We start from the raw sequence: 16,915 nt of genomic DNA, 5'->3' as shown, positions 1-16,915 counted from the left end.
GAAGCGCCGCGACGTCGCGGGGGAGCGGCAAGAGCGGCCTGACAGCCATACAGCGTACGCCGCACGTCCGCCCACCGGACGCCCGGGGCCGCTCCTGCGCACCGCCGCGCACCGTCCGGACGCAGCTCACCGCGGCGCGGTCAGCTCCCGGTCAGCTCCCGGTCCAGCACCGTCACCAGCGTGGCCCGCTTGCGCTCCCGGCGCGCCTGGTCCAGCCGGAGCCGGGCCGTACGCCCCGCCAGCGCCAGCGTCATCAGCTGGTTCCCGAACCACGGACCACCCGTACGCCGCCAGCTCAAAGGAGGCCGGCCCGTCCGCCCGTGCCGCGAGAAACCGCGTCCCAGCCATCGCCCCGTACGCGACCAGCCCAGTCGGAAACCCCACTTCACCGCGGTGTGGATGGAGTTGTGCACCGGCGAACACGTCAGCTGGAACACCCGCGCCGTACTCGGTATGCGGGGCTCGGCCACATACGCGTGGTGCACGTCCCCCGACAGCACGCACACCGTCGCCGGAGCCCGCGGCCCCGTCCCCACCTCCTCGATCAGGTCGCTGAGCGCCGCGAACGACGCCGGGAACGCCGCCCAGTGCTCCAGATCGCTGCGCCGCCGCAGGTTCTCGCCGATCCGGGCCCAGCGCGGCCCCCGCTCCCCGCGGCACAGCGCCGCATTCCACGTCTCGGCGTCATGGATCAGCGGCGGCATCAGCCACGGCAGCGAGGACCCGATCAGCAGGTGGTCGTAACTGCCGTGCCCCGCGAGCGCGTTCTCCCGCAGCCACTCCTGCTCCGTCGGGTCGAGCATCGCCCGCCCGTCCTCGGCCAGCACCCGCGCCGCCCGCGTGTCCACCATCAGCAGCCGGCTGCGCCCGAAGTCACGCCGGTAGCTCCAGCGCACCGTGCTCGGATCGGCATCCGCCCGCGCCGCGAAGGCCCTCAGCAGGTCCGTACCGTCCGGGGCTTCGCGGACCGCCCCGTAGAGCGGATCGGACTCCAGTTCGGCGGGCGAGAGATTGCCCAGGTGCTGGTACACCCAGTACGACATCAGCCCGCTGAGGACCCGCTCCCGCCACCACGGGGTCGCCCGCATCTCGGCGAGCCACGCCGCGCTCGTGTTCCAGTCGTCGATGACGTCGTGGTCGTCGAATATCTGCAGGCTGGGCACGGTGGACAGCAGCCACCGGATCTCCGGGTCGAGCCAGGACTCGTAGTAGAGGCGGGTGTACTCCTCGTAGTCCGCGACCTGGGCGCCCGGAGCCTCCCGCAGGTCCCGCCGGGCCGCGAGCCACCGCCGGGTCTCCTGCGACAGCGCGTCCGCGTACACCTGGTCGCCGAGGAGCAGCAGGACGTCCGGCCGCTCCGCCCCCGGATCGGCGGCCAGCTGCGCCGCGAGGGTGTCGAGGGCGTCCGGGCCGTGCGGCCCGTGCCGGCCGGGCGTCGGTACGGCCTGGCGGCAGGAGCCGAAGGTGACCCGCAGCGCGGCCTCGGGCCGCCCCGGGCCCGAGAGGGACGGCGCGGTGATCGTGCTCGGCGGGAAGCCGCTGTCGGGCAGGGGCCACACCCGCACGCCGTCGAGCAGCACCTCGTACTCGGTCGTGGTGCCCGGGGTCAGGCCCGTCACCGTCACCAGGGCGTAGTGGTGCCCCTCTATCTGGAAGGTGCGCACGCTGCCGCCCGCACCGTCCGTGCACCGCACCTCGGCGGTGCACGGACGGTCCGTCTCGACCCATATCGTGGCCGAACCACCGGTGTCCCAGTCGACCTGGCGCAGCAGTGGTCCCAGCCGCAGTCCTGCCATGCGACTCCCCCTCCTTCGTGTCCCCTGCGGTCACGGTACGACGGGGAGCGGGAGCCGCGCCTCCCCCTGGCGGGGGAGAGATCAGCAGGCGTTCAGGACGTTGGTCAGGGCGGTCTTCTCGCCGGCGTCCATGCTCAGGCCCCAGTACTGCTTCACGTGGACCCACATCCGTGCGTACGTACAGCGGTAGGCGGTGCGCGGCGGCAGCCACTTGCCGGGGTCGAGGTCGCCCTTGGCCTGGTTGACGTTGTCGGTGACCGCGATGAGCTGCGGGCGGCTGAGGTCGTTGGCGAACTGCTGGCGCTTGGTGGTGGTCCAGGAGGCGGCCCCGGAACGCCAGGCCTCGGCGAGCGGGACCATGTGGTCGATGTCGATGTCCGAGGCGGCGGTCCAGGTGGCGCCGTCGTACTCGGAGTACCAGCTTCCGCTGACCGCGGCGCAGGCGGAGTCCTGGACGACGTTCACGCCGTCCCGCTTGAGGACGGTCTCGCGGGTGTTGCAGCTGCCGGAGACGGTGCTCCAGTGCGGGAAGAGGTCGCGGCTGTAGCCGCTGGTGGAACCTTCCGCCTTCGGCGTGACCGTGGCGAGGTAGGAGCGGGCGGCCGCGGCGCTGATGGGGGCGGGCGGGGCGGCCGCGGCGGTGGGGGCGTTGACGAGGGCGGTGAGGGAAGCGAGGGCGAGCGCTGACGTGAGCACGCCAACTCGACGCGCGTAGACGGTGGGTATGAGTGCCATGAGGGGCTCCCTGGGTGCGGGGGGTGTGGCCGTACGGCCCCGGCGGGGCGCGGCCATGGTGGCGGCGCCAGGTGTCGCGGGGATGGGCGCCGGGTGACAGCTTGGCGACATGGGCACGTCACATCAAGTCGACCAACAGGGCCTTTTCAATCGGAAGTTGAGATTCCGTGCCGTGTGAGGCAGTCGGTGGCCGGTGGGACGGGGGCGGCGTGGCGGCCCGCGTCGGGACCAACGGCCCATTCCGGACCGCCCGCGGCGTCGCGTACCCTTGCCGGAGCAGAAGGGGAGTAGCTCTTCGCCGGACCGTCGACATACTGCTGGGTCACACCAGCCGGCGCCCGGAGGCAGGCCGCGGACAGCGGCCGGCCAGCGAGACCTTCGGCCGCAGTGTCCTGTTCAGGCGTGGGCGCGCTCGTGCGCGCATACGTCAGCCAGGGCGCCGCCGAGCCGAAGCGACCCCTGAAGAACCCCAGGTCTCTCGGTCCCGATGGCGTCCTGCCCGACCGATTGAGGTTCCACCCCGTGTTCAGCTTCAGCGTCACGGCGATCGCCTTCGGCGTCGTCTTCCTCGCCGAGCTCCCCGACAAGACGGCCCTCGCCGGGCTCATGCTCGGCACCCGCTACCGCGCCTCGTACGTCTTCGCCGGTGTCGCGGCGGCCTTTGCCGTGCACGTCGCGCTGGCGATCGCCGCCGGAAGCGTGCTCACCCTCCTCCCGCACCGGCTCGTCCAGGCCGTCGTCGGCGTCCTGTTCCTCGCGGGCGCAGCCATGCTGCTCCTGAAGAAGGACGACGGGGACGAAGAGGTGAAGCCGCCCGCCGACCAGTCCTTCTGGAAGGTCTCCGGGGCGGGCTTCATGCTGATCCTGGTGGCCGAGTTCGGTGACCTCACGCAGATCATGACCGCCAACCTCGCCGCCCGTTACGACAATCCCGTCTCCGTCGGCATAGGCGCGGTGCTCGCCCTGTGGGCGGTCGCGGGCATCGGCATCCTGGGCGGGCGCACCCTGATGAAGTACGTGCCGCTGCGGCTGATCACCAAGATCGCGGCCGCGGTGATGGCGGCCCTGGCCGTGTTCTCGCTGTACGAGGCGATCGCGGGCTGAGCAGGAGCCGCCCCGGCAGCGCCGGGACGACGTACGCCCCCGCGGCCCGTGCAGGGCGGCGGGGGCGGCGTACGTCGGTCCGTGCGGGCCCGTTCAGGCCTGCGGCTGCACCGTGACCCGGATCGAGCCGTCGGGGGCCGCGGTGACCCGCAGGGCCGTCAGGTCGGGGACGTGGGCCGTCGGGGCGTGGGCGGCGGCACGGGGGCCGACGCCGATCACGCGCATCCCGGCGGCACGGCCCGCGGCGATGCCCGCGGCCGAGTCCTCGAACACGATGCAGTCGTCCGGCGCGACGCCCAGCGCGGCGGCGCCCTTCAGGAAGCCCTCCGGGTGCGGCTTGCTGGCCGCGACGGACTCGGCGGTGACCCGGACCTCGGGCATCGGCAGGGCCGCCGCGGTCATCCGGGCCTCGGCGAGGGCGGCGTCGGCGGAGGTGACCAGGGCGTGCGGGAGCCCGTCGAGCGAAGCCATGAACTCGGGGGCGCCGCCGACCGGCACCACCCCGTCGGTGTCGGCGGTCTCGCGGGCGAGCATCACCGCGTTCTCCGCGAGGTTGACCTCCATCGGGCGCTCCGGCAGGAGGACGGCCATGGTGGCGTAGCCCTGACGGCCGTGGACCACCTTGAGGGCCTCCTGCGGATCCAGCCCGTGGGAGACGGCCCACTCGCGCCAGCAGCGTTCGACCACCGCGTCGGAATTGACGATGGTGCCGTCCATGTCCAGGAGCAGGGCCTTGGCGGTCAGGACGACGGGTGCGGTGGTGGTGCTGGCCGGCATGGGCGGGGCTCCAGACGGGGCGGGAAAAGAGAACAAGTGGTTCCGTCCACCGGTCAGGGATTGAGGACGGAACCACTTTGTTCCCACAGAATACAAAATGGAGTGCGGTCTACGCCAATCGCCCGGGTGTGACCCTCATCCCTCCAGCGCGCGACGGGTCACGGGACCGTAGACGCCCCACTCCTCCTCGATGCCGTTGTCGTACTGGAAGGTCGACAGTGCGTTCTCCACGCGCCAGTCGAACTTCCCGTTGAACCTGCCCTGGTACAGCCCCTGCGCCGCCAGCAGCCGCTGGAGCTTCTCCACCTCCGCGCCCGTGTCCCCGTACCGCAGCGTCGGCCCCTGTACGGGCTTCGGCGGCGGCGAGGCGCTGGGGGAGCGGCTCGCGCTCGGCGACGGGCTCGGCGAAGGCGGCGCGGAGGACCGGGAGGCACTCGGCGAGGGCGAAGGGGACGCCGACGCCGAGGGCGAGGGCGAAGGGGAGGCGCTCGGGGAGGCCGACGCAGAGGCCGAGGCCGACGGGGACGCGCTCCCCGGCCCCGGGGACGCCGACCGCGAGGGCCCGGCCGGAGCCGTGCTCGCCACCGGCGGCGCGGCCGACGGCACCCCGTCGAGCATCGTGAGCTCGCCGCCCGACGAAGCCGGGAACGCCCACAGCGCCAGCGCCGTCCCTGCCACGCCGATCAAAGTGGCCGCAGCGACCATCAGCGGGACCACGCCCTGGAAGGCCCGGTGGGCGCCCTTCCTGCTCCTGGGGGCCCCGCCCCTGCTCCCCGGGCGGCCGGGGCCGCCGGGGGCGCCAGGGCCGCCGACGCCGGCCGGTGAGGCCTGGGCTGCCGGGACCGCCGGGACCGCCGGGACGCGCGCCGTGCCGGACGCGTACGGGCCGCCGGCCGGGCCCTGCGGCCACGGCTGCTGCCCCGGCGCCACGGGCATGCCGTAGGCCGGGGTACCGCCCGGGTCGGGCGGTACGGGCATGCCGTACGCCGGGGTGCGGCCCAGATCCGGATCCGGGGCCACCACGCCCAGCATCGGCGGCGCCGCCGGCGCGGGCTCAAGCCCGTCATGCCCCGCCGGGTCGGGCAGGGTCACGTACGGACGGATGCGCAAGGGGTCGAAACCCGCACCCCGATCACACCCGCAGGCAGCACCGACGGCGCCGCAATCTGGACAGTGCTCACGGCTCACTGGAATCCCTCCCCTGGCAACTGCCTGCGATTATGCAGACCCGCAAGGGCCCTCCCAACCCTCCGAGAGGCCATAACCGGACACACCGCTCAGGATGGAGAGGTGATCGGCCTGAGGAGGAACGGATGGCTCAGGATGTGACCCGCAAGGCCGTGGACCCCGGTCCCGGTCCGCACCCGTCCGGACCCGCAGGCGAGCACGCGCCCCGCGAGGTGATCGTCTCCATCGGCGCCCTGCTGCTGGGCCTGCTGATCGCCGCACTCGACCAGACCATCGTCTCCACCGCCCTGCCGACCATCGTCAGCGAGCTCGGCGGCATGGCCCACCTCTCCTGGGTCGTCACCGCCTACATGCTCGCCTCCACCGCGGCCACTCCGCTGTGGGGCAAGCTCGGCGACCAGTACGGGCGCAAGAAGCTCTTCCAGTACGCCATCGTCCTCTTCCTCATCGGCTCGGCCCTCTGCGGCCTCGCCCAGGACATGCCCCAGCTCATCGGCTTCCGCGCCCTGCAGGGCCTCGGAGGCGGCGGGCTGATCGTGCTCTCGATGGCGATCGTCGGCGACATCGTCCCGCCCCGGGAACGCGGCAAGTACCAGGGCCTCTTCGGCGCGGTCTTCGGTGCGACCAGCGTGCTCGGCCCGCTGCTCGGCGGACTCTTCGTCGACCACCTGTCCTGGCGCTGGGTCTTCTACATCAACCTCCCCATCGGGCTCGTCGCGCTCGCCGTGATCGCCGCCGCTCTCCGCATCCCGTCGCGGTCCTCGAAGCACACCATCGACTACCTCGGCACCCTCCTCATCGCCTCCGTCGCCACCTGCCTCGTGCTCGTCGCCTCCCTCGGCGGCACCACCTGGGCCTGGGGCTCGGCCCAGATCATCGGCCTGACCGTGCTCGGCGCCGTCCTGCTCGTCGCCTTCGTCCTCGTGGAACGCAAGGCGGCCGAACCCGTGCTGCCGCTCAAGCTGTTCCGGATCCGCACCTTCACCCTCTGCTCGGTGATCAGCTTCGTCGTCGGCTTCGCGATGTTCGGTGCGATGGTCTACCTGCCGACCTTCCTCCAGGTCGTCCAGGGCGTCTCGCCGACGATGTCCGGCGTCCACATGCTGCCCATGGTCATCGGCATGCTGATCTCCTCCACCGGCTCCGGCCAGATCGTCAGCCGCACCGGCCGGTGGAAGGTCTTCCCCATCCTGGGCACGGGCGTCACCGCGATCGGCCTGCTCCTCCTGCACCAGTTGCACCGCACCAGCTCCACCTGGGAGATGAGCGCCTACTTCTTCGTGTTCGGCGCCGGCCTCGGCCTGGTCATGCAGGTGCTCGTCCTCGTCGTGCAGAACGCGGTCAGCTACGCCGACCTCGGCGTCGCCACCTCCGGCGCCACCTTCTTCCGCTCCATCGGAGCCTCCTTCGGCGTCGCCCTCTTCGGCACCGTCTTCACCCACCAGCTCGACGACGACCTGACCACCGCCCTGGCCCGTGTCACCCTGCCGCCCGGCGTGGACATCGCCCAGCTGGAGGCCGACCCCCGGGCCATCAGCACACTCCCCGCCGAGCAGCAGCCCCTCGTGCTCGACGCCTACGCCGACTCCATCACCGACGTCTTCCTCTACGCGGTGCCCATCGTCCTCGTCGCCTTCGTGATCGCCTGGTTCCTCAAGGAGGACAAGCTCCGCGCCTCGGTCACCGCGCCCGACGTCACCGAGACCCTCGCCTCCAACCCCGTCGAACGCTCCTCGCACGACGAGGTCGCCCGCGCGCTGTCGGTCCTCGGCACCCGCGAGGGCCGCCGCCACGTCTACGAGAAGATCACCGCGAAGGCCGGCTACGACCTCCTGCCCGCCGCCAGCTGGCTGCTGCTGAGGATCAACAAGTACGGCTCCGCCGAGCCCGCGGTACTCGCCGAGCGCACGGTCGTCCCGCTCAAGGCCATCACCGACGCCGCCCGCCAGGCCGAGGAACGCGGCCTCGCCGTACGCGAGGGACTCGCCCTGGTCCTCACCGACCGGGGACGCGAGGCAGCCACGAAGCTCGCTGCGGCCCGGCAGGAGTCCCTCGCCGAACTGCTGGGCGACTGGTGGGGCCCGGACCGCCCCACCGACCTGATCAAACTGGTCGCCGAGCTCAACGAGGAGCTGTGCGGCTCCGACGACGAGGAGCCCTACGACGCCCCGGCGCGGCGGGACCACGCCCTGCACTGACCCGGGGATGCCGTCCCGTCAGACGAGGCGCTTCTCGAACCAGTGCTGCGCGTACGGACCGGAGTTGTAGGCGGGGATCTCCGCGTACCCGTGGCGCGCGTACAGGGCGCGGGCCTCCACCAGGTCCGACCGGGTGTCGAGGCGGACCCGCTCGGCGCCCATCGCCCGGCCCGCGTCCTCCAGGACCGCGAGCAGCGCCGCCCCGCCGCCGGTGCCGCGGGTGCGCGGATCCACGTACACCCGGGTGAGCTCGGCGGTGGCCGCGTCCAGCAGCCGTATCCCGCCGCAGGCCAGGGGAGCGCCGCCGAACCGGCCGACGACGAACAGCCCCGTCGGGGGGACCAGTTCGTCGTCCGGGAAGTCGAGGAGGCCCTGGTCGATCTCGGCCTCGGTGACGGTCCGGTCCCAGAACCGGCCGGCGACCTCGGCGTAGTAGGCGCGGCGCAGGGCGGTGGCGTCCGCGGTGCCGAAGAACTCCGCGGCCACGACCCACGACGACGTCGCGGCCGGGGCTGCTGGGCTGATCACTGTGCTGTCCATGACGTGGTGACTCCGATCCGTAGGCTGGCGAGCCTACGGCGGCGGCGCGGGCGCTCGCGGCCGGTTTTTCGCGAGCAGTCCCTAGCGGCCGAGCGTGGTGGGGCCGAGGTCGGGGGGTAGGTGGCGTACTGCTGTTGCCACGGCTTCCCGTGCCGTGGTGAATCGGCCGAGGTCGTCGCTGATGATGCCCGTGCCCACCCCGTACGTGCCGTCGCTGTTCGCGCCCAGGCAGGGTCCGACGACGGTGAGGGCCGGGCGGGGGGTCGTCGAGAAGCGCAGGGCCCAGTGGCTCGTGAACGGGTAGAGGGCGCGGAGCGCCGGTTCGGCGTGCGCTGCCTCGATCAGGTTCTGGTGCGTCTCCTGCCAGGCGTACTCCAGCTCGGCGGCCTGCCGCCGCAGGCCCTGCCACTCCGATTCCGTCAGGAGCGCGGGATCGTTGTCGGGCACCTCGAACCGGCCGGTCAGGTGCACGAAGGGCGCCGCCCGGCGGATGTCCTCCAGGGCCGTCCCGTCGCACCACGCCCGCACGGCCCGGGCGACCTCGGCCAGGTCGTCCGTCCCGCCGTCGACGAGGGCCAGGCCCTGGTGCGGCTCCGTACCGCGGATCGACCACTGCCGTTGCCGCGACGAGGCGCTGATCCGCAGCGGCTCGCGGTGCGGCGGCGCCCCTGCGGCGGTCGCGTAGAGCAACGGAGCGGAGTCCGGTGACGTGACGGGGACGGCGTCCAGGCGGCTCCCCGCCTCGGCCCGCAGGGCCGCGGCGAGGCTGCCGCGGGCCGCGACGTCGGGGTACAGGGCCGCGGGATCGGGAGGAGTGTGCACGGCTCCCGATTGTGCCCGAGCCGACCGTCGGCGTGGAATATCCGCAGGGACGGGCTGATGATGGGAAAAAGGACAATCCGCCCACGTCGAGAGTGTGAACCGTCATGTCGGAGCATCCGGACTGTGCCCTGATCCGCCGCGGCTACGAGGCCTTCGGCAAGGGCGACATGGAGACGCTGAGCACGCTGATGACGGCCGACGTCATCCACCACGTGCCCGGTAGCAGCCCGCTCTCCGGGCACCACAAGGGGCGCGAGGCCGTCCTAGACCTCTACCGCAGGCTCGGGGAGGAGACCCGGGGCACCTTCCAGGTCGACCTGCACACCGTCCTCGCCGACGGCCGCGGCCACGTGATGACCTTCCACACCACCCGGGCCGACCGGGGGGACCGGGGCATCGAGATCCGCGGCGGCCTCTTCTTCACGATCATCGGGCACAAGATCACCGACATCGACGAGTGCACCGAGGACATCGAGGAGGCCGACGCCTTCTGGAGCTGAACCGCTGAACCGCTGAACCGCAAAACAGGGGCCCGGGGCATAGCCCCGGGCCCCTGTTGCTCATCCGCAGGTCAGGCCTGCTTCGGCGCCGCCTGCTGCACGACCTCGAAGGACCACACCGAGGAACCCGAGGCGGCCGGCTTCGGGCGCTCGCCGCCACCCGCCCCGCCGCCGCCCTGGTGGGCAGCCTTCATCGGCCCCTCCATCCACGCCTGGAAGTCCTCCTCGGAACGCCAGCGCGTGTACACCAGGTACTGGTCGGTGCCCTCCACGGGACGCAGCAGCTCGAACCACTCGAAACCGTCCGAACCCTCCACGGCCCCCGCCCTGGAGGCGAAGCGCTGCTCCAGCACTTCGCGCTGCTCAGCGGGGACGGTCAGCGCGTTGATCTTCACGATGCTCATGGAAGCCATCCTAGGTATCCCATGGGGGATATCGTCGTCCCAGGTAATGAAGCGGTGCATCAAACGCGGCAGCCAGGCGAAGTCAGGGTTGCGGTCGACACGGCGGGAGGCCTGCGAGGCGTGGCTAACGCGGCGGAGCACAGGAGTGCGAAGGGACATGCCGGAGTCATAGGCGTAGGCGTGGGCGACAGCGGCAGACTCGGAGCAGTACGCCTGCTGCTGTGGGCCCTGGCCGGAGCCCTCGCGGTCCGGCAGGCCGCCGCAGTGCTGCGCGTGCCGCCCGCGGAGTGGCTCAGCGGCTTCCACCTCCCCGGCAGCCTGCCGGGCTCGCTGTACGACGCCGGCCAGTTCACCGGTACCCCCTTCGCAGGGCTGGTCCTCAAGCCGCTCACCGGCTTCGCGGCCCCCTCGCTGGAGGTCGCCTGGACCTGCGCGACCCTGCTGTTCGTCGCCGCCATCGGGCTCGTCGCCGCACGGGCCCTGCCCGACCCCGTGCCACGGCGCACCGCGCTGTTGGCGGCGCCCGTCCTGGTCGCCCTCATGATGGTCTCGCTGCCCGTCCGCGAGGCCGCCTCACCGGGACAGACCGCCGTGCTGCCGGTGCTGATGGTGCTCCTGGCCGTCTTCCGGGTGCCCGGCGACCGGCCCGCGGGCGTCCTCGTCGGCCTCGCCGCAGCCCTCCAGCCCGCCCTGCTGCTCTTCGCCCCGCTGCTGTGGCGCTCGGGCCGCCGGCCGGCCGCCGCGTCCGCCGCCGCGTCCTTCGCCGGGGTCACCGCACTGTCCTGGGCGGCCATGCCGCGCGACTCCTGGACGTACTGGGTCGACCACCTCGCCGGAGCGGGCCTCGGCGGCGCGCCCGACGGCCTCGCCAACCAGTCCGTGCACGGAGCGCTGCTGCGCCTCGGCCTGAGCGGACCCGCCGAGACACTGCTCTACGCCGCCCTCGCGGCCGCGATCACCTGGACCGGCCTGCGCCGCGCCACCCGCTACGCCCGCGACGGGCAGCTGCTGCTCGCCGTCGCCGTGACCGGCTGCGTGGCCGTCGCCGTCTCCCCGGCGGGCTGGCGCCACCAGCTGCTGTGGGTGCTGCTCGCCGTCGCGGGCAAGGTCGGCAAGCGGGCCGCCGACCGGTCCGTCTGGCCGGTGGCCGTCGTGCTGGCCATGACCCTGCCGAGCGCGGTGCTGTTCCCGAACCTGGCGGCGCTGGCACCCGTGCGCGACAACGTGCTGCTGCTCGCCGCGCTGGCGGCGGCCTGCGCCGTGCCGTTCCTGCCGCGCTCGTCGCCGTACTGGCGCGAGCCCGTGCCCACCGCCTACGGGCGCCCGGCCGGGTCCCGTTGGGCGCGGGTGCCGCTGATGCCGTTCTGGCGGCGCGTGCTCTCGCGCCCCAACCTGCTGCTGGAACTGCTGCTGATACGGGTCGGGTACTCGCTCTACTCGCACATCCGGGCCGCCGCGCCCACCAGCCGCAGCCTCGCGGAGGACAACGCCGCCCAGATCCACGGCATCGAGCGCGCGCTGGGCATCGACATCGAGCACGCCGTGAACCACGCCGTGGTGAACAGGCCCTGGCTGGAAGCCTTCTTCAACTTCTACTACACCTCCTTCCACTTCGTGGTCCCGCTGACGATCCTCGCCGTCCTGTACTGGCGCCGCCCCGGTGACTACCGCTGGGCCCGCGCCTCGCTCGGCCTGGCCACGGTCCTCGCCCTGGCCGGCTTCTGGCTCTACCCGCTCGCACCGCCCCGCCTGATGCCCGCCCTCGGCTTCGTCGACACCGTCCACGGGCCGCAGGACCTGGCGAACCCCTCGTACGGGGCCATGACCGCGATCTCCAACCAGTACGCGGCGATGCCCTCGCTGCACTTCGGCTGGTCGCTGTGGTGCGGCATCGTGATCGTCGTGCTCGCACCGAAGGGCTGGCAGAAGCTCCTCGGGGCCCTGCACCCGCTGATCACGGTCTGCGCGATCGTCGCCACCGCCAACCACTGGGTCCTGGACGCGGTCGGCGGGGCGGCCGTCGTGACGGCCGGCTTCGGCCTCGTGCACGTCCTGTCGGGGCCGAGGCGGCTGCAGGTCGACCTGCCCGCGCAGCGCACGGACGGCGGGAAGGGACAGGAGCAGGAAGAGGACCGGGACCGTGAGCGCGGGGTGAGGTCCCCGGCGCGGAGCCGTTAGCCGGCGGGCGGGACGTTCTGGTTGAGGCGGAAGAGGTTGCCGGGGTCGTAGCGCCGCTTCAGCTCCTGCAGCCGCCGGTACTTGTGCTCCCCGTACGCCTGCCGGACGCGGTCCTGGCCCTCCTCCATCAGGAAGTTCGTGTACACGCCCGTGTGGTGGGGGGCCAGCGCCGACCACAGGCCCCGCGCCCAGGTGCGTTCCGCCTCGAATCCCTCGGGGCCCTCGGTGGTCGCGTTGATGTTGAAGGTGTGGCCCGCGTTGCGGCCGCCGAAGGCCGTCGCGTCCTCCGCGACCCGTGCGATCGCCCCGCCGAGCTGGAAGATCGGGAAGGCGGTGAGCGGCGAGACGATCCGCGCCGCGTGCTCGGCGGTGCGGTCGATGACCTCGTCGGTGAGCCGGTCCACGTCGCAGGACTTGAAGTAGTACCAGCGGCCGTGGGGGAACGACGGGTCGAACATCGCCTGGTGCTCGGTGAACGGCTTGGGCGCGCACAGGTCCACCAGCGGCGCGGGCCCGGACTCCCGCAGCGGGCGCAGCACCTCCTGCCCCTCCTCCACCGGTCCGGCGTAGCAGCAGATCACCATCACCACGGGTTTCCCGTGCAGTTCGGGCGGCAGGTACGCGGCCTGCGGAGCCTTGCGGTGGACGACGGCCGTGGTCAGCTCGTCCGGTACGGCGGTGATCCATTCGCGGTAGAAGCGCAGCAGCCGCGCCGATTCGGCCATCGGCCAGATGACCGGGCCGGCCAGCACCACCGGGCCGAGCGGTTGGAGCCGGAACTCGAACTCGGTGACGATGCCGAAGTTCCCGCCGCCGCCGCGCACGCCCCAGAAGAGGTCCGCGTTCTCGTCCTCGCTCGCCTTGACCCAGCTCCCGTCGGCGGTGACCAGGTCCACCGAGAGCAGCTGGTCGACGGTGAGCCCGTACTTGCGCATCAGCCAGCCGATCCCGCCGCCCAGGGTCAGCCCGGCGACGCCGGTGTGCGTGACGATCCCGGAGGGGACGGCCAGCCCGAACGCCTGCGTCTCGCGGTCCAGTTCGCCGAGCAGCACCCCGGCCTGGACCCGGACGGTCCGGGCGTCCGGGTCCACCCGGATGCCCCGCATGAGGGAGAGGTCGATGACGGTGCCGTCGTCGCACACCGACTGGCCGGGGAAGCTGTGCCCGCCGGAGCGGACCGCGAGGGGGAGCCCGGAAGCGGCGGCGAAGCGCACGGCGTCGATGACGTCCGCGACGCCCGCGCAGTGCGCGATGAGGGCGGGGGAACGGTCTACGGATCCGTTCCAGACCCGCCGGTCCGCGTCGTACTCGGGGTCCCCGGGCCGCACGAGCCGCCCCCGGAAGGACGGGCTGAGCGTTGCCGTGGCCATGGGTCCAGTCTGACACCGGGCCGTACACCGCGCAGGGCGGCCGGATCCGCTACGAGCCCCCGTACGGGCCGAAGGGGCGCCGGGGCAAGCACTGCCCCGGCGCCCCTTCGGCTGGATCGTCGCTGTCAGTCAGGATCACCCCGTTCCGGCGGGGCCGCCACTCGAACGGGCGCGGGCGGGCCGGTGGACGGCAGGGGCCGGGGCGTGGGAGAGGGGCCCCTGCCGTCCTGGGTCACGGGTCAGGCGTGACTGACCCGCAGTTCCTTGATCCCGTTGAGCCAGGCCGCGCGCAGCCGCCGCGGGTCCTCGCCGGTCAGGCGCAGGTCGGGCAGGGCGTCGGCCAGCGCGTTGAAGATCAGGTCGATCTCCATGATCGCCAGGGATTTGCCGAGGCAGAAGTGCGGACCGCCGCCGCCGAAGCCCAGGTGCGGGTTCGGGTCGCGGGTGATGTCGAAGACCTCGGGGTCGCGGAAGACCTCGGGGTCGTGGTTGGCGGAGGAGTAGAACATCCCCACCCGGTCGCCCGCCTTGATCTTCTGCCCGCCCAGCTCGGTGTCCTGGGTGGCGGTCCGCTGGAAGGACACCACCGGGGTGGCCCAGCGCACGATCTCCTCCGCGGCCGTGGCCGGCCGGGTCGCCTTGTAGAGCTCCCACTGCTCGGGGTGGGTGAGGAAGGCGTGCATGCCGTGGCTGATCGCGTTGCGCGTCGTCTCGTTGCCCGCGACGGCCAGCAGCAGGACGAACATGCCGAACTCGTCGGAGCCGAGGTTCCCCTCGCCCTCGGCCGCCACCAGCTGCGTCACGATGTCCTTGGCCGGGCACTCCTTGCGCTCGGCGGACAGGTTCATGGCGTAGCCGATGAGCTCCATCGCCGCCTCGGCGCCGACCTCCTCGGTGATCGCGTACTCCGGGTCGTCGTAGGCGATCATCTTGTTCGACCAGTCGAAGATCCGCGACCGGTCCTCCTGCGGTACGCCGATCAGCTCGGCGATGGCCTGGAGCGGGAGTTCGCAGGCCACCTGGGTGACGAAGTCGAAGCTGCCGTCGGCCGAGGCCGCCACGGCCTCCTCGACGATCTTCAGGGCGCGGTCCCGCAGGGCCTGTTCCAGCCCGCGGATGGCCCGTGGGGTGAAGCCGCGCTGCACGATCTGGCGGACGCGGGTGTGCTCCGGCGGATCCATGTTCAGCATGATCAGACGCTGGGCATCTATCTGTTCGCGCTGGATGTGCTCGTTGAAGCGGATGATCGCGGTGTTGGTGGTGGAGGAGAACAGTTCCGGGTGCGTGGAGACGTATTTGACGTCCGCGTGCCGGGTCACGACCCAGTAGCCCTCGTCGTCGAAGCCGGTGATGCCCCGCCGCTGCGGGCACCACCACACCGGTGCCGTCTGCCGCAGCTGAGCGAACTCCGGGAGCGGGACGCGGCTTTGGAGCAGGTCGGGGTCGGTGGCGTCGAAGCCGTCGGGCAGCGCGGGACAGGGCATCGGGGCAACTCCAAAGTCTGACGGACCATCAGAAGTTGGCTTGAAGGTAGTAACGAGTTCTAGAAGTGACAAGGGTCGGCGCACCAACTGTTGCGTGTGGAATCCGTGCAGGCCGCGTGCAAGACCCTTGCGTGACGGGGCTCCGGGTCATAAGACTGCGGGGAGAACTAGAACGCGTACTAGTTCAGGGCGGGGCGCCGGGACGGCCCGCCGCGCTGGCGCTGTGCAGGAGAGGACGAGCTCATGGCCGCGGAACCCGTCATCGTCGAAGCCGTACGCACCCCCATCGGCAAGCGCGGGGGCGCGCTCGCCAACCTCCATCCCGCTTACCTGCTCGGCGAGACCTACCGCGAACTGCTCGCCCGGACCGGAATCCAGCCCGACTGCGTCGAGCAGATCGTCGGCGGCACCGTCACCCACGCCGGCGAGCAGTCGATGAACCCCGCCCGCAACGCCTGGCTCGCCATGGGGCTCCCGTACGAGACGGCCGCCACGACCGTGGACTGTCAGTGCGGCAGCTCCCAGCAGGCCAACCACATGGTCGCCAACATGATCTCCGGCGGCGTCATGGACATCGGCATCGCATGCGGCGTCGAGGCCATGAGCCGCGTGCCGCTGGGCTCCGGGTCCAAGCACGGCCCGGGCAAGCCGTTCCCGGACGAGTGGAACGTCGACCTCCCGAACCAGTTCGAGGCCGCCGAGCGGATCGCCCGCCACCGCGGCCTGTCCCGCGAGGACGTGGACCGGCTCGGCCTGCTCTCCCAGGAGAGGGCCGCGGCCGCCTGGGCCGAGGAGCGGTTCAAGCGGGAGACCTTCGCCGTGCAGGTCCCCACCACCGAGGAGGAGCAGGCCGCGGGGCAGGGGATGTGGCGCCTGGTCGACCGGGACGAGGGGCTGCGCGACACCTCCATGGAGGCGCTGGCCCGGCTCAAGCCGGTCATGCCGACGGCCGTGCACACCGCCGGGAACTCCTCGCAGATATCCGACGGGGCCGCCGCCGTGATGTGGGCCTCGCGCAAGATGGCGCGGGCCCTCAAGCTCAGGCCGCGCGCCCGGATCGTCGCCCAGACCCTGGTCGGCGCCGACCCCCACTACCACCTGGACGGGCCGATCGACGCGACGCGGGCCGTGCTCGGCAAGGCCGGGATGTCGCTGAAGGACATCGACCTCGTGGAGATCAACGAGGCCTTCGCCTCCGTGGTCCTCAGCTGGGCCCAGGTCTTCGACCAGGACCTGGAGAAGGTCAACGTGAACGGCGGCGGCATCGCGCTGGGTCACCCCGTCGGCGCCACCGGCGCCCGGCTGATCACCACCGCGCTGCACGAGCTGGAACGCCGCGACAAGGAGTTCGCCCTGATCACCATGTGCGCGGGTGGCGCACTGGCGACCGGGACGATCATCCAGCGCCTGTGACCCCGTAGGGGCGGCGCACACCGAACCCAGTGGGATGGGAAGCCGAAGGCCCCGGGGGCCGGACCTGGGGAGGCCGGCCACCGGGGCCTTCGCATGCGTACTGCTTCTACCGCTGGCGCGGGCGCAGTGACGGGTGGTGCTGGTGCGGCGTCTGCTGCCACGGGATACCGAGCCGGACTGCCAGAAGTCCCAGGCGCCGACGGGGCTGCCGTAGCGGGAGTTCATGTAGTCCAGGCCCCACTTGATCTGGGTGGCCGGGTTGGTCTTCCAGTCCGAGCCCGCCGAAGCCATCTTCGAGGCCGGCAGCGCCTGGACCAGGCCGTACGCGCCCGAGGAGGAGTTCGTGGCGGTGTGGTTCCAGCCGCTCTCACGGGAAACGATGTTGTTGAACGCCGCGAACTGCGCC

At 72.1% G+C, this 16,915-nt stretch carries 15 protein-coding genes and 1 pseudogene; 6 read left to right on the top strand and 10 right to left on the bottom strand.

Annotated features, from left to right (window positions below):
• Positions 1-140: 140 nt before the first annotated feature.
• Positions 141-1,796, bottom strand: a complete 1,656-nt coding sequence (locus IO30_RS0137195; RefSeq protein ID WP_031150670.1) for an alkaline phosphatase D family protein — start codon at positions 1,794-1,796, stop codon at positions 141-143.
• An 81-nt stretch (positions 1,797-1,877) separates the two neighbouring features.
• Positions 1,878-2,522: an HNH endonuclease family protein gene (locus IO30_RS0137190; protein ID WP_107066967.1), complete on the bottom strand. Its 645-nt coding sequence runs from the start codon at positions 2,520-2,522 to the stop codon at positions 1,878-1,880.
• 531 nt (positions 2,523-3,053) lie between these two features.
• Between IO30_RS0137190 and IO30_RS0137185 the strand changes: the two genes are divergently transcribed.
• Complete coding sequence (locus IO30_RS0137185; RefSeq protein ID WP_031150666.1) at positions 3,054-3,635, top strand: TMEM165/GDT1 family protein; 582 nt, start codon at positions 3,054-3,056, stop codon at positions 3,633-3,635.
• Positions 3,636-3,728: 93 nt separating this feature from the next.
• Here the strand turns inward: IO30_RS0137185 and IO30_RS0137180 are convergent, their stop codons facing one another.
• Both IO30_RS0137180 and IO30_RS45785 read right to left on the bottom strand, forming a co-directional pair.
• Positions 3,729-4,412 (bottom strand): HAD-IA family hydrolase, encoded by a 684-nt coding sequence (locus IO30_RS0137180; RefSeq protein ID WP_031150665.1) that lies wholly within the window; start codon positions 4,410-4,412, stop codon positions 3,729-3,731.
• 135 nt (positions 4,413-4,547) lie between these two features.
• Positions 4,548-4,718 carry a peptidoglycan-binding domain-containing protein gene (locus IO30_RS45785; protein WP_157853453.1) on the bottom strand — a complete coding sequence of 57 codons (171 nt, stop codon included), beginning with the start codon at positions 4,716-4,718 and terminating at the stop codon, positions 4,548-4,550.
• Between the two features lie 10 nt (positions 4,719-4,728).
• Here IO30_RS45785 and IO30_RS45780 point away from each other — a divergent pair, with 10 nt between their 5' ends.
• Both IO30_RS45780 and IO30_RS0137170 read left to right on the top strand, forming a co-directional pair.
• On the top strand, positions 4,729-5,355 hold the full coding sequence (locus IO30_RS45780; RefSeq protein ID WP_051902822.1) for a hypothetical protein: 627 nt from the start codon (positions 4,729-4,731) through the stop codon (positions 5,353-5,355).
• A gap of 370 nt (positions 5,356-5,725) precedes the next feature.
• The gene (locus IO30_RS0137170; protein ID WP_031150662.1) at positions 5,726-7,798 is read left to right on the top strand and encodes an MDR family MFS transporter; all 2,073 of its coding nucleotides are present in this window, start codon (positions 5,726-5,728) and stop codon (positions 7,796-7,798) included.
• An 18-nt stretch (positions 7,799-7,816) separates the two neighbouring features.
• Here IO30_RS0137170 and IO30_RS0137165 read toward each other — a convergent pair whose 3' ends face one another.
• Positions 7,817-8,338 carry a GNAT family N-acetyltransferase gene (locus tag IO30_RS0137165; RefSeq protein ID WP_051859411.1) on the bottom strand — a complete coding sequence of 174 codons (522 nt, stop codon included), beginning with the start codon at positions 8,336-8,338 and terminating at the stop codon, positions 7,817-7,819.
• Positions 8,339-8,419: 81 nt separating this feature from the next.
• Positions 8,420-9,160, bottom strand: a complete 741-nt coding sequence (locus tag IO30_RS0137160) for a DUF6193 family natural product biosynthesis protein (protein WP_031150657.1) — start codon at positions 9,158-9,160, stop codon at positions 8,420-8,422.
• A 104-nt stretch (positions 9,161-9,264) separates the two neighbouring features.
• Here IO30_RS0137160 and IO30_RS0137155 point away from each other — a divergent pair, with 104 nt between their 5' ends.
• Positions 9,265-9,660: a nuclear transport factor 2 family protein gene (locus IO30_RS0137155; protein WP_031150655.1), complete on the top strand. Its 396-nt coding sequence runs from the start codon at positions 9,265-9,267 to the stop codon at positions 9,658-9,660.
• 71 nt (positions 9,661-9,731) lie between these two features.
• On the opposite strand, the gene IO30_RS0137150 is transcribed toward IO30_RS0137155, so the two are convergent.
• Positions 9,732-10,064, bottom strand: coding sequence for an antibiotic biosynthesis monooxygenase family protein (locus tag IO30_RS0137150; RefSeq protein ID WP_031150653.1), 333 nt, complete (start codon positions 10,062-10,064; stop codon positions 9,732-9,734).
• 120 nt (positions 10,065-10,184) lie between these two features.
• Between IO30_RS0137150 and IO30_RS0137145 the strand changes: the two genes are divergently transcribed.
• A complete protein-coding gene (locus IO30_RS0137145) occupies positions 10,185-12,242 on the top strand; it encodes a bifunctional glycosyltransferase 87/phosphatase PAP2 family protein (RefSeq protein ID WP_031150651.1) in 2,058 nt (685 codons plus the stop codon).
• Here the strand turns inward: IO30_RS0137145 and IO30_RS0137140 are convergent.
• Entirely contained in the window at positions 12,239-13,612 is a 1,374-nt protein-coding gene (locus IO30_RS0137140; protein ID WP_031150649.1) for an FAD-binding oxidoreductase, read from the bottom strand. The two genes, IO30_RS0137145 and IO30_RS0137140, sit on opposite strands and share 4 nt — an antisense overlap.
• A 239-nt stretch (positions 13,613-13,851) precedes the next feature.
• Entirely contained in the window at positions 13,852-15,096 is a 1,245-nt protein-coding gene (locus IO30_RS0137135; RefSeq protein ID WP_031150647.1) for a cytochrome P450, read from the bottom strand.
• Positions 15,097-15,339: 243 nt separating this feature from the next.
• Here IO30_RS0137135 and IO30_RS0137130 point away from each other — a divergent pair, with 243 nt between their 5' ends.
• On the top strand, positions 15,340-16,509 hold the full coding sequence (locus IO30_RS0137130) for a steroid 3-ketoacyl-CoA thiolase (protein ID WP_031150645.1): 1,170 nt from the start codon (positions 15,340-15,342) through the stop codon (positions 16,507-16,509).
• 174 nt (positions 16,510-16,683) lie between these two features.
• Here IO30_RS0137130 and IO30_RS44160 read toward each other — a convergent pair.
• Positions 16,684-16,915, bottom strand: a pseudogene (locus tag IO30_RS44160) (aggregation-promoting factor C-terminal-like domain-containing protein); the annotation flags it as partial.

This window comes from Streptomyces xanthophaeus (assembly GCF_000725805.1).
GTDB classification, from domain to species: domain Bacteria; phylum Actinomycetota; class Actinomycetes; order Streptomycetales; family Streptomycetaceae; genus Streptomyces; species Streptomyces xanthophaeus.
Note: the sequence above shows the minus strand (reverse complement) of the source record. Positions and strands in the feature narration are given on the sequence as shown.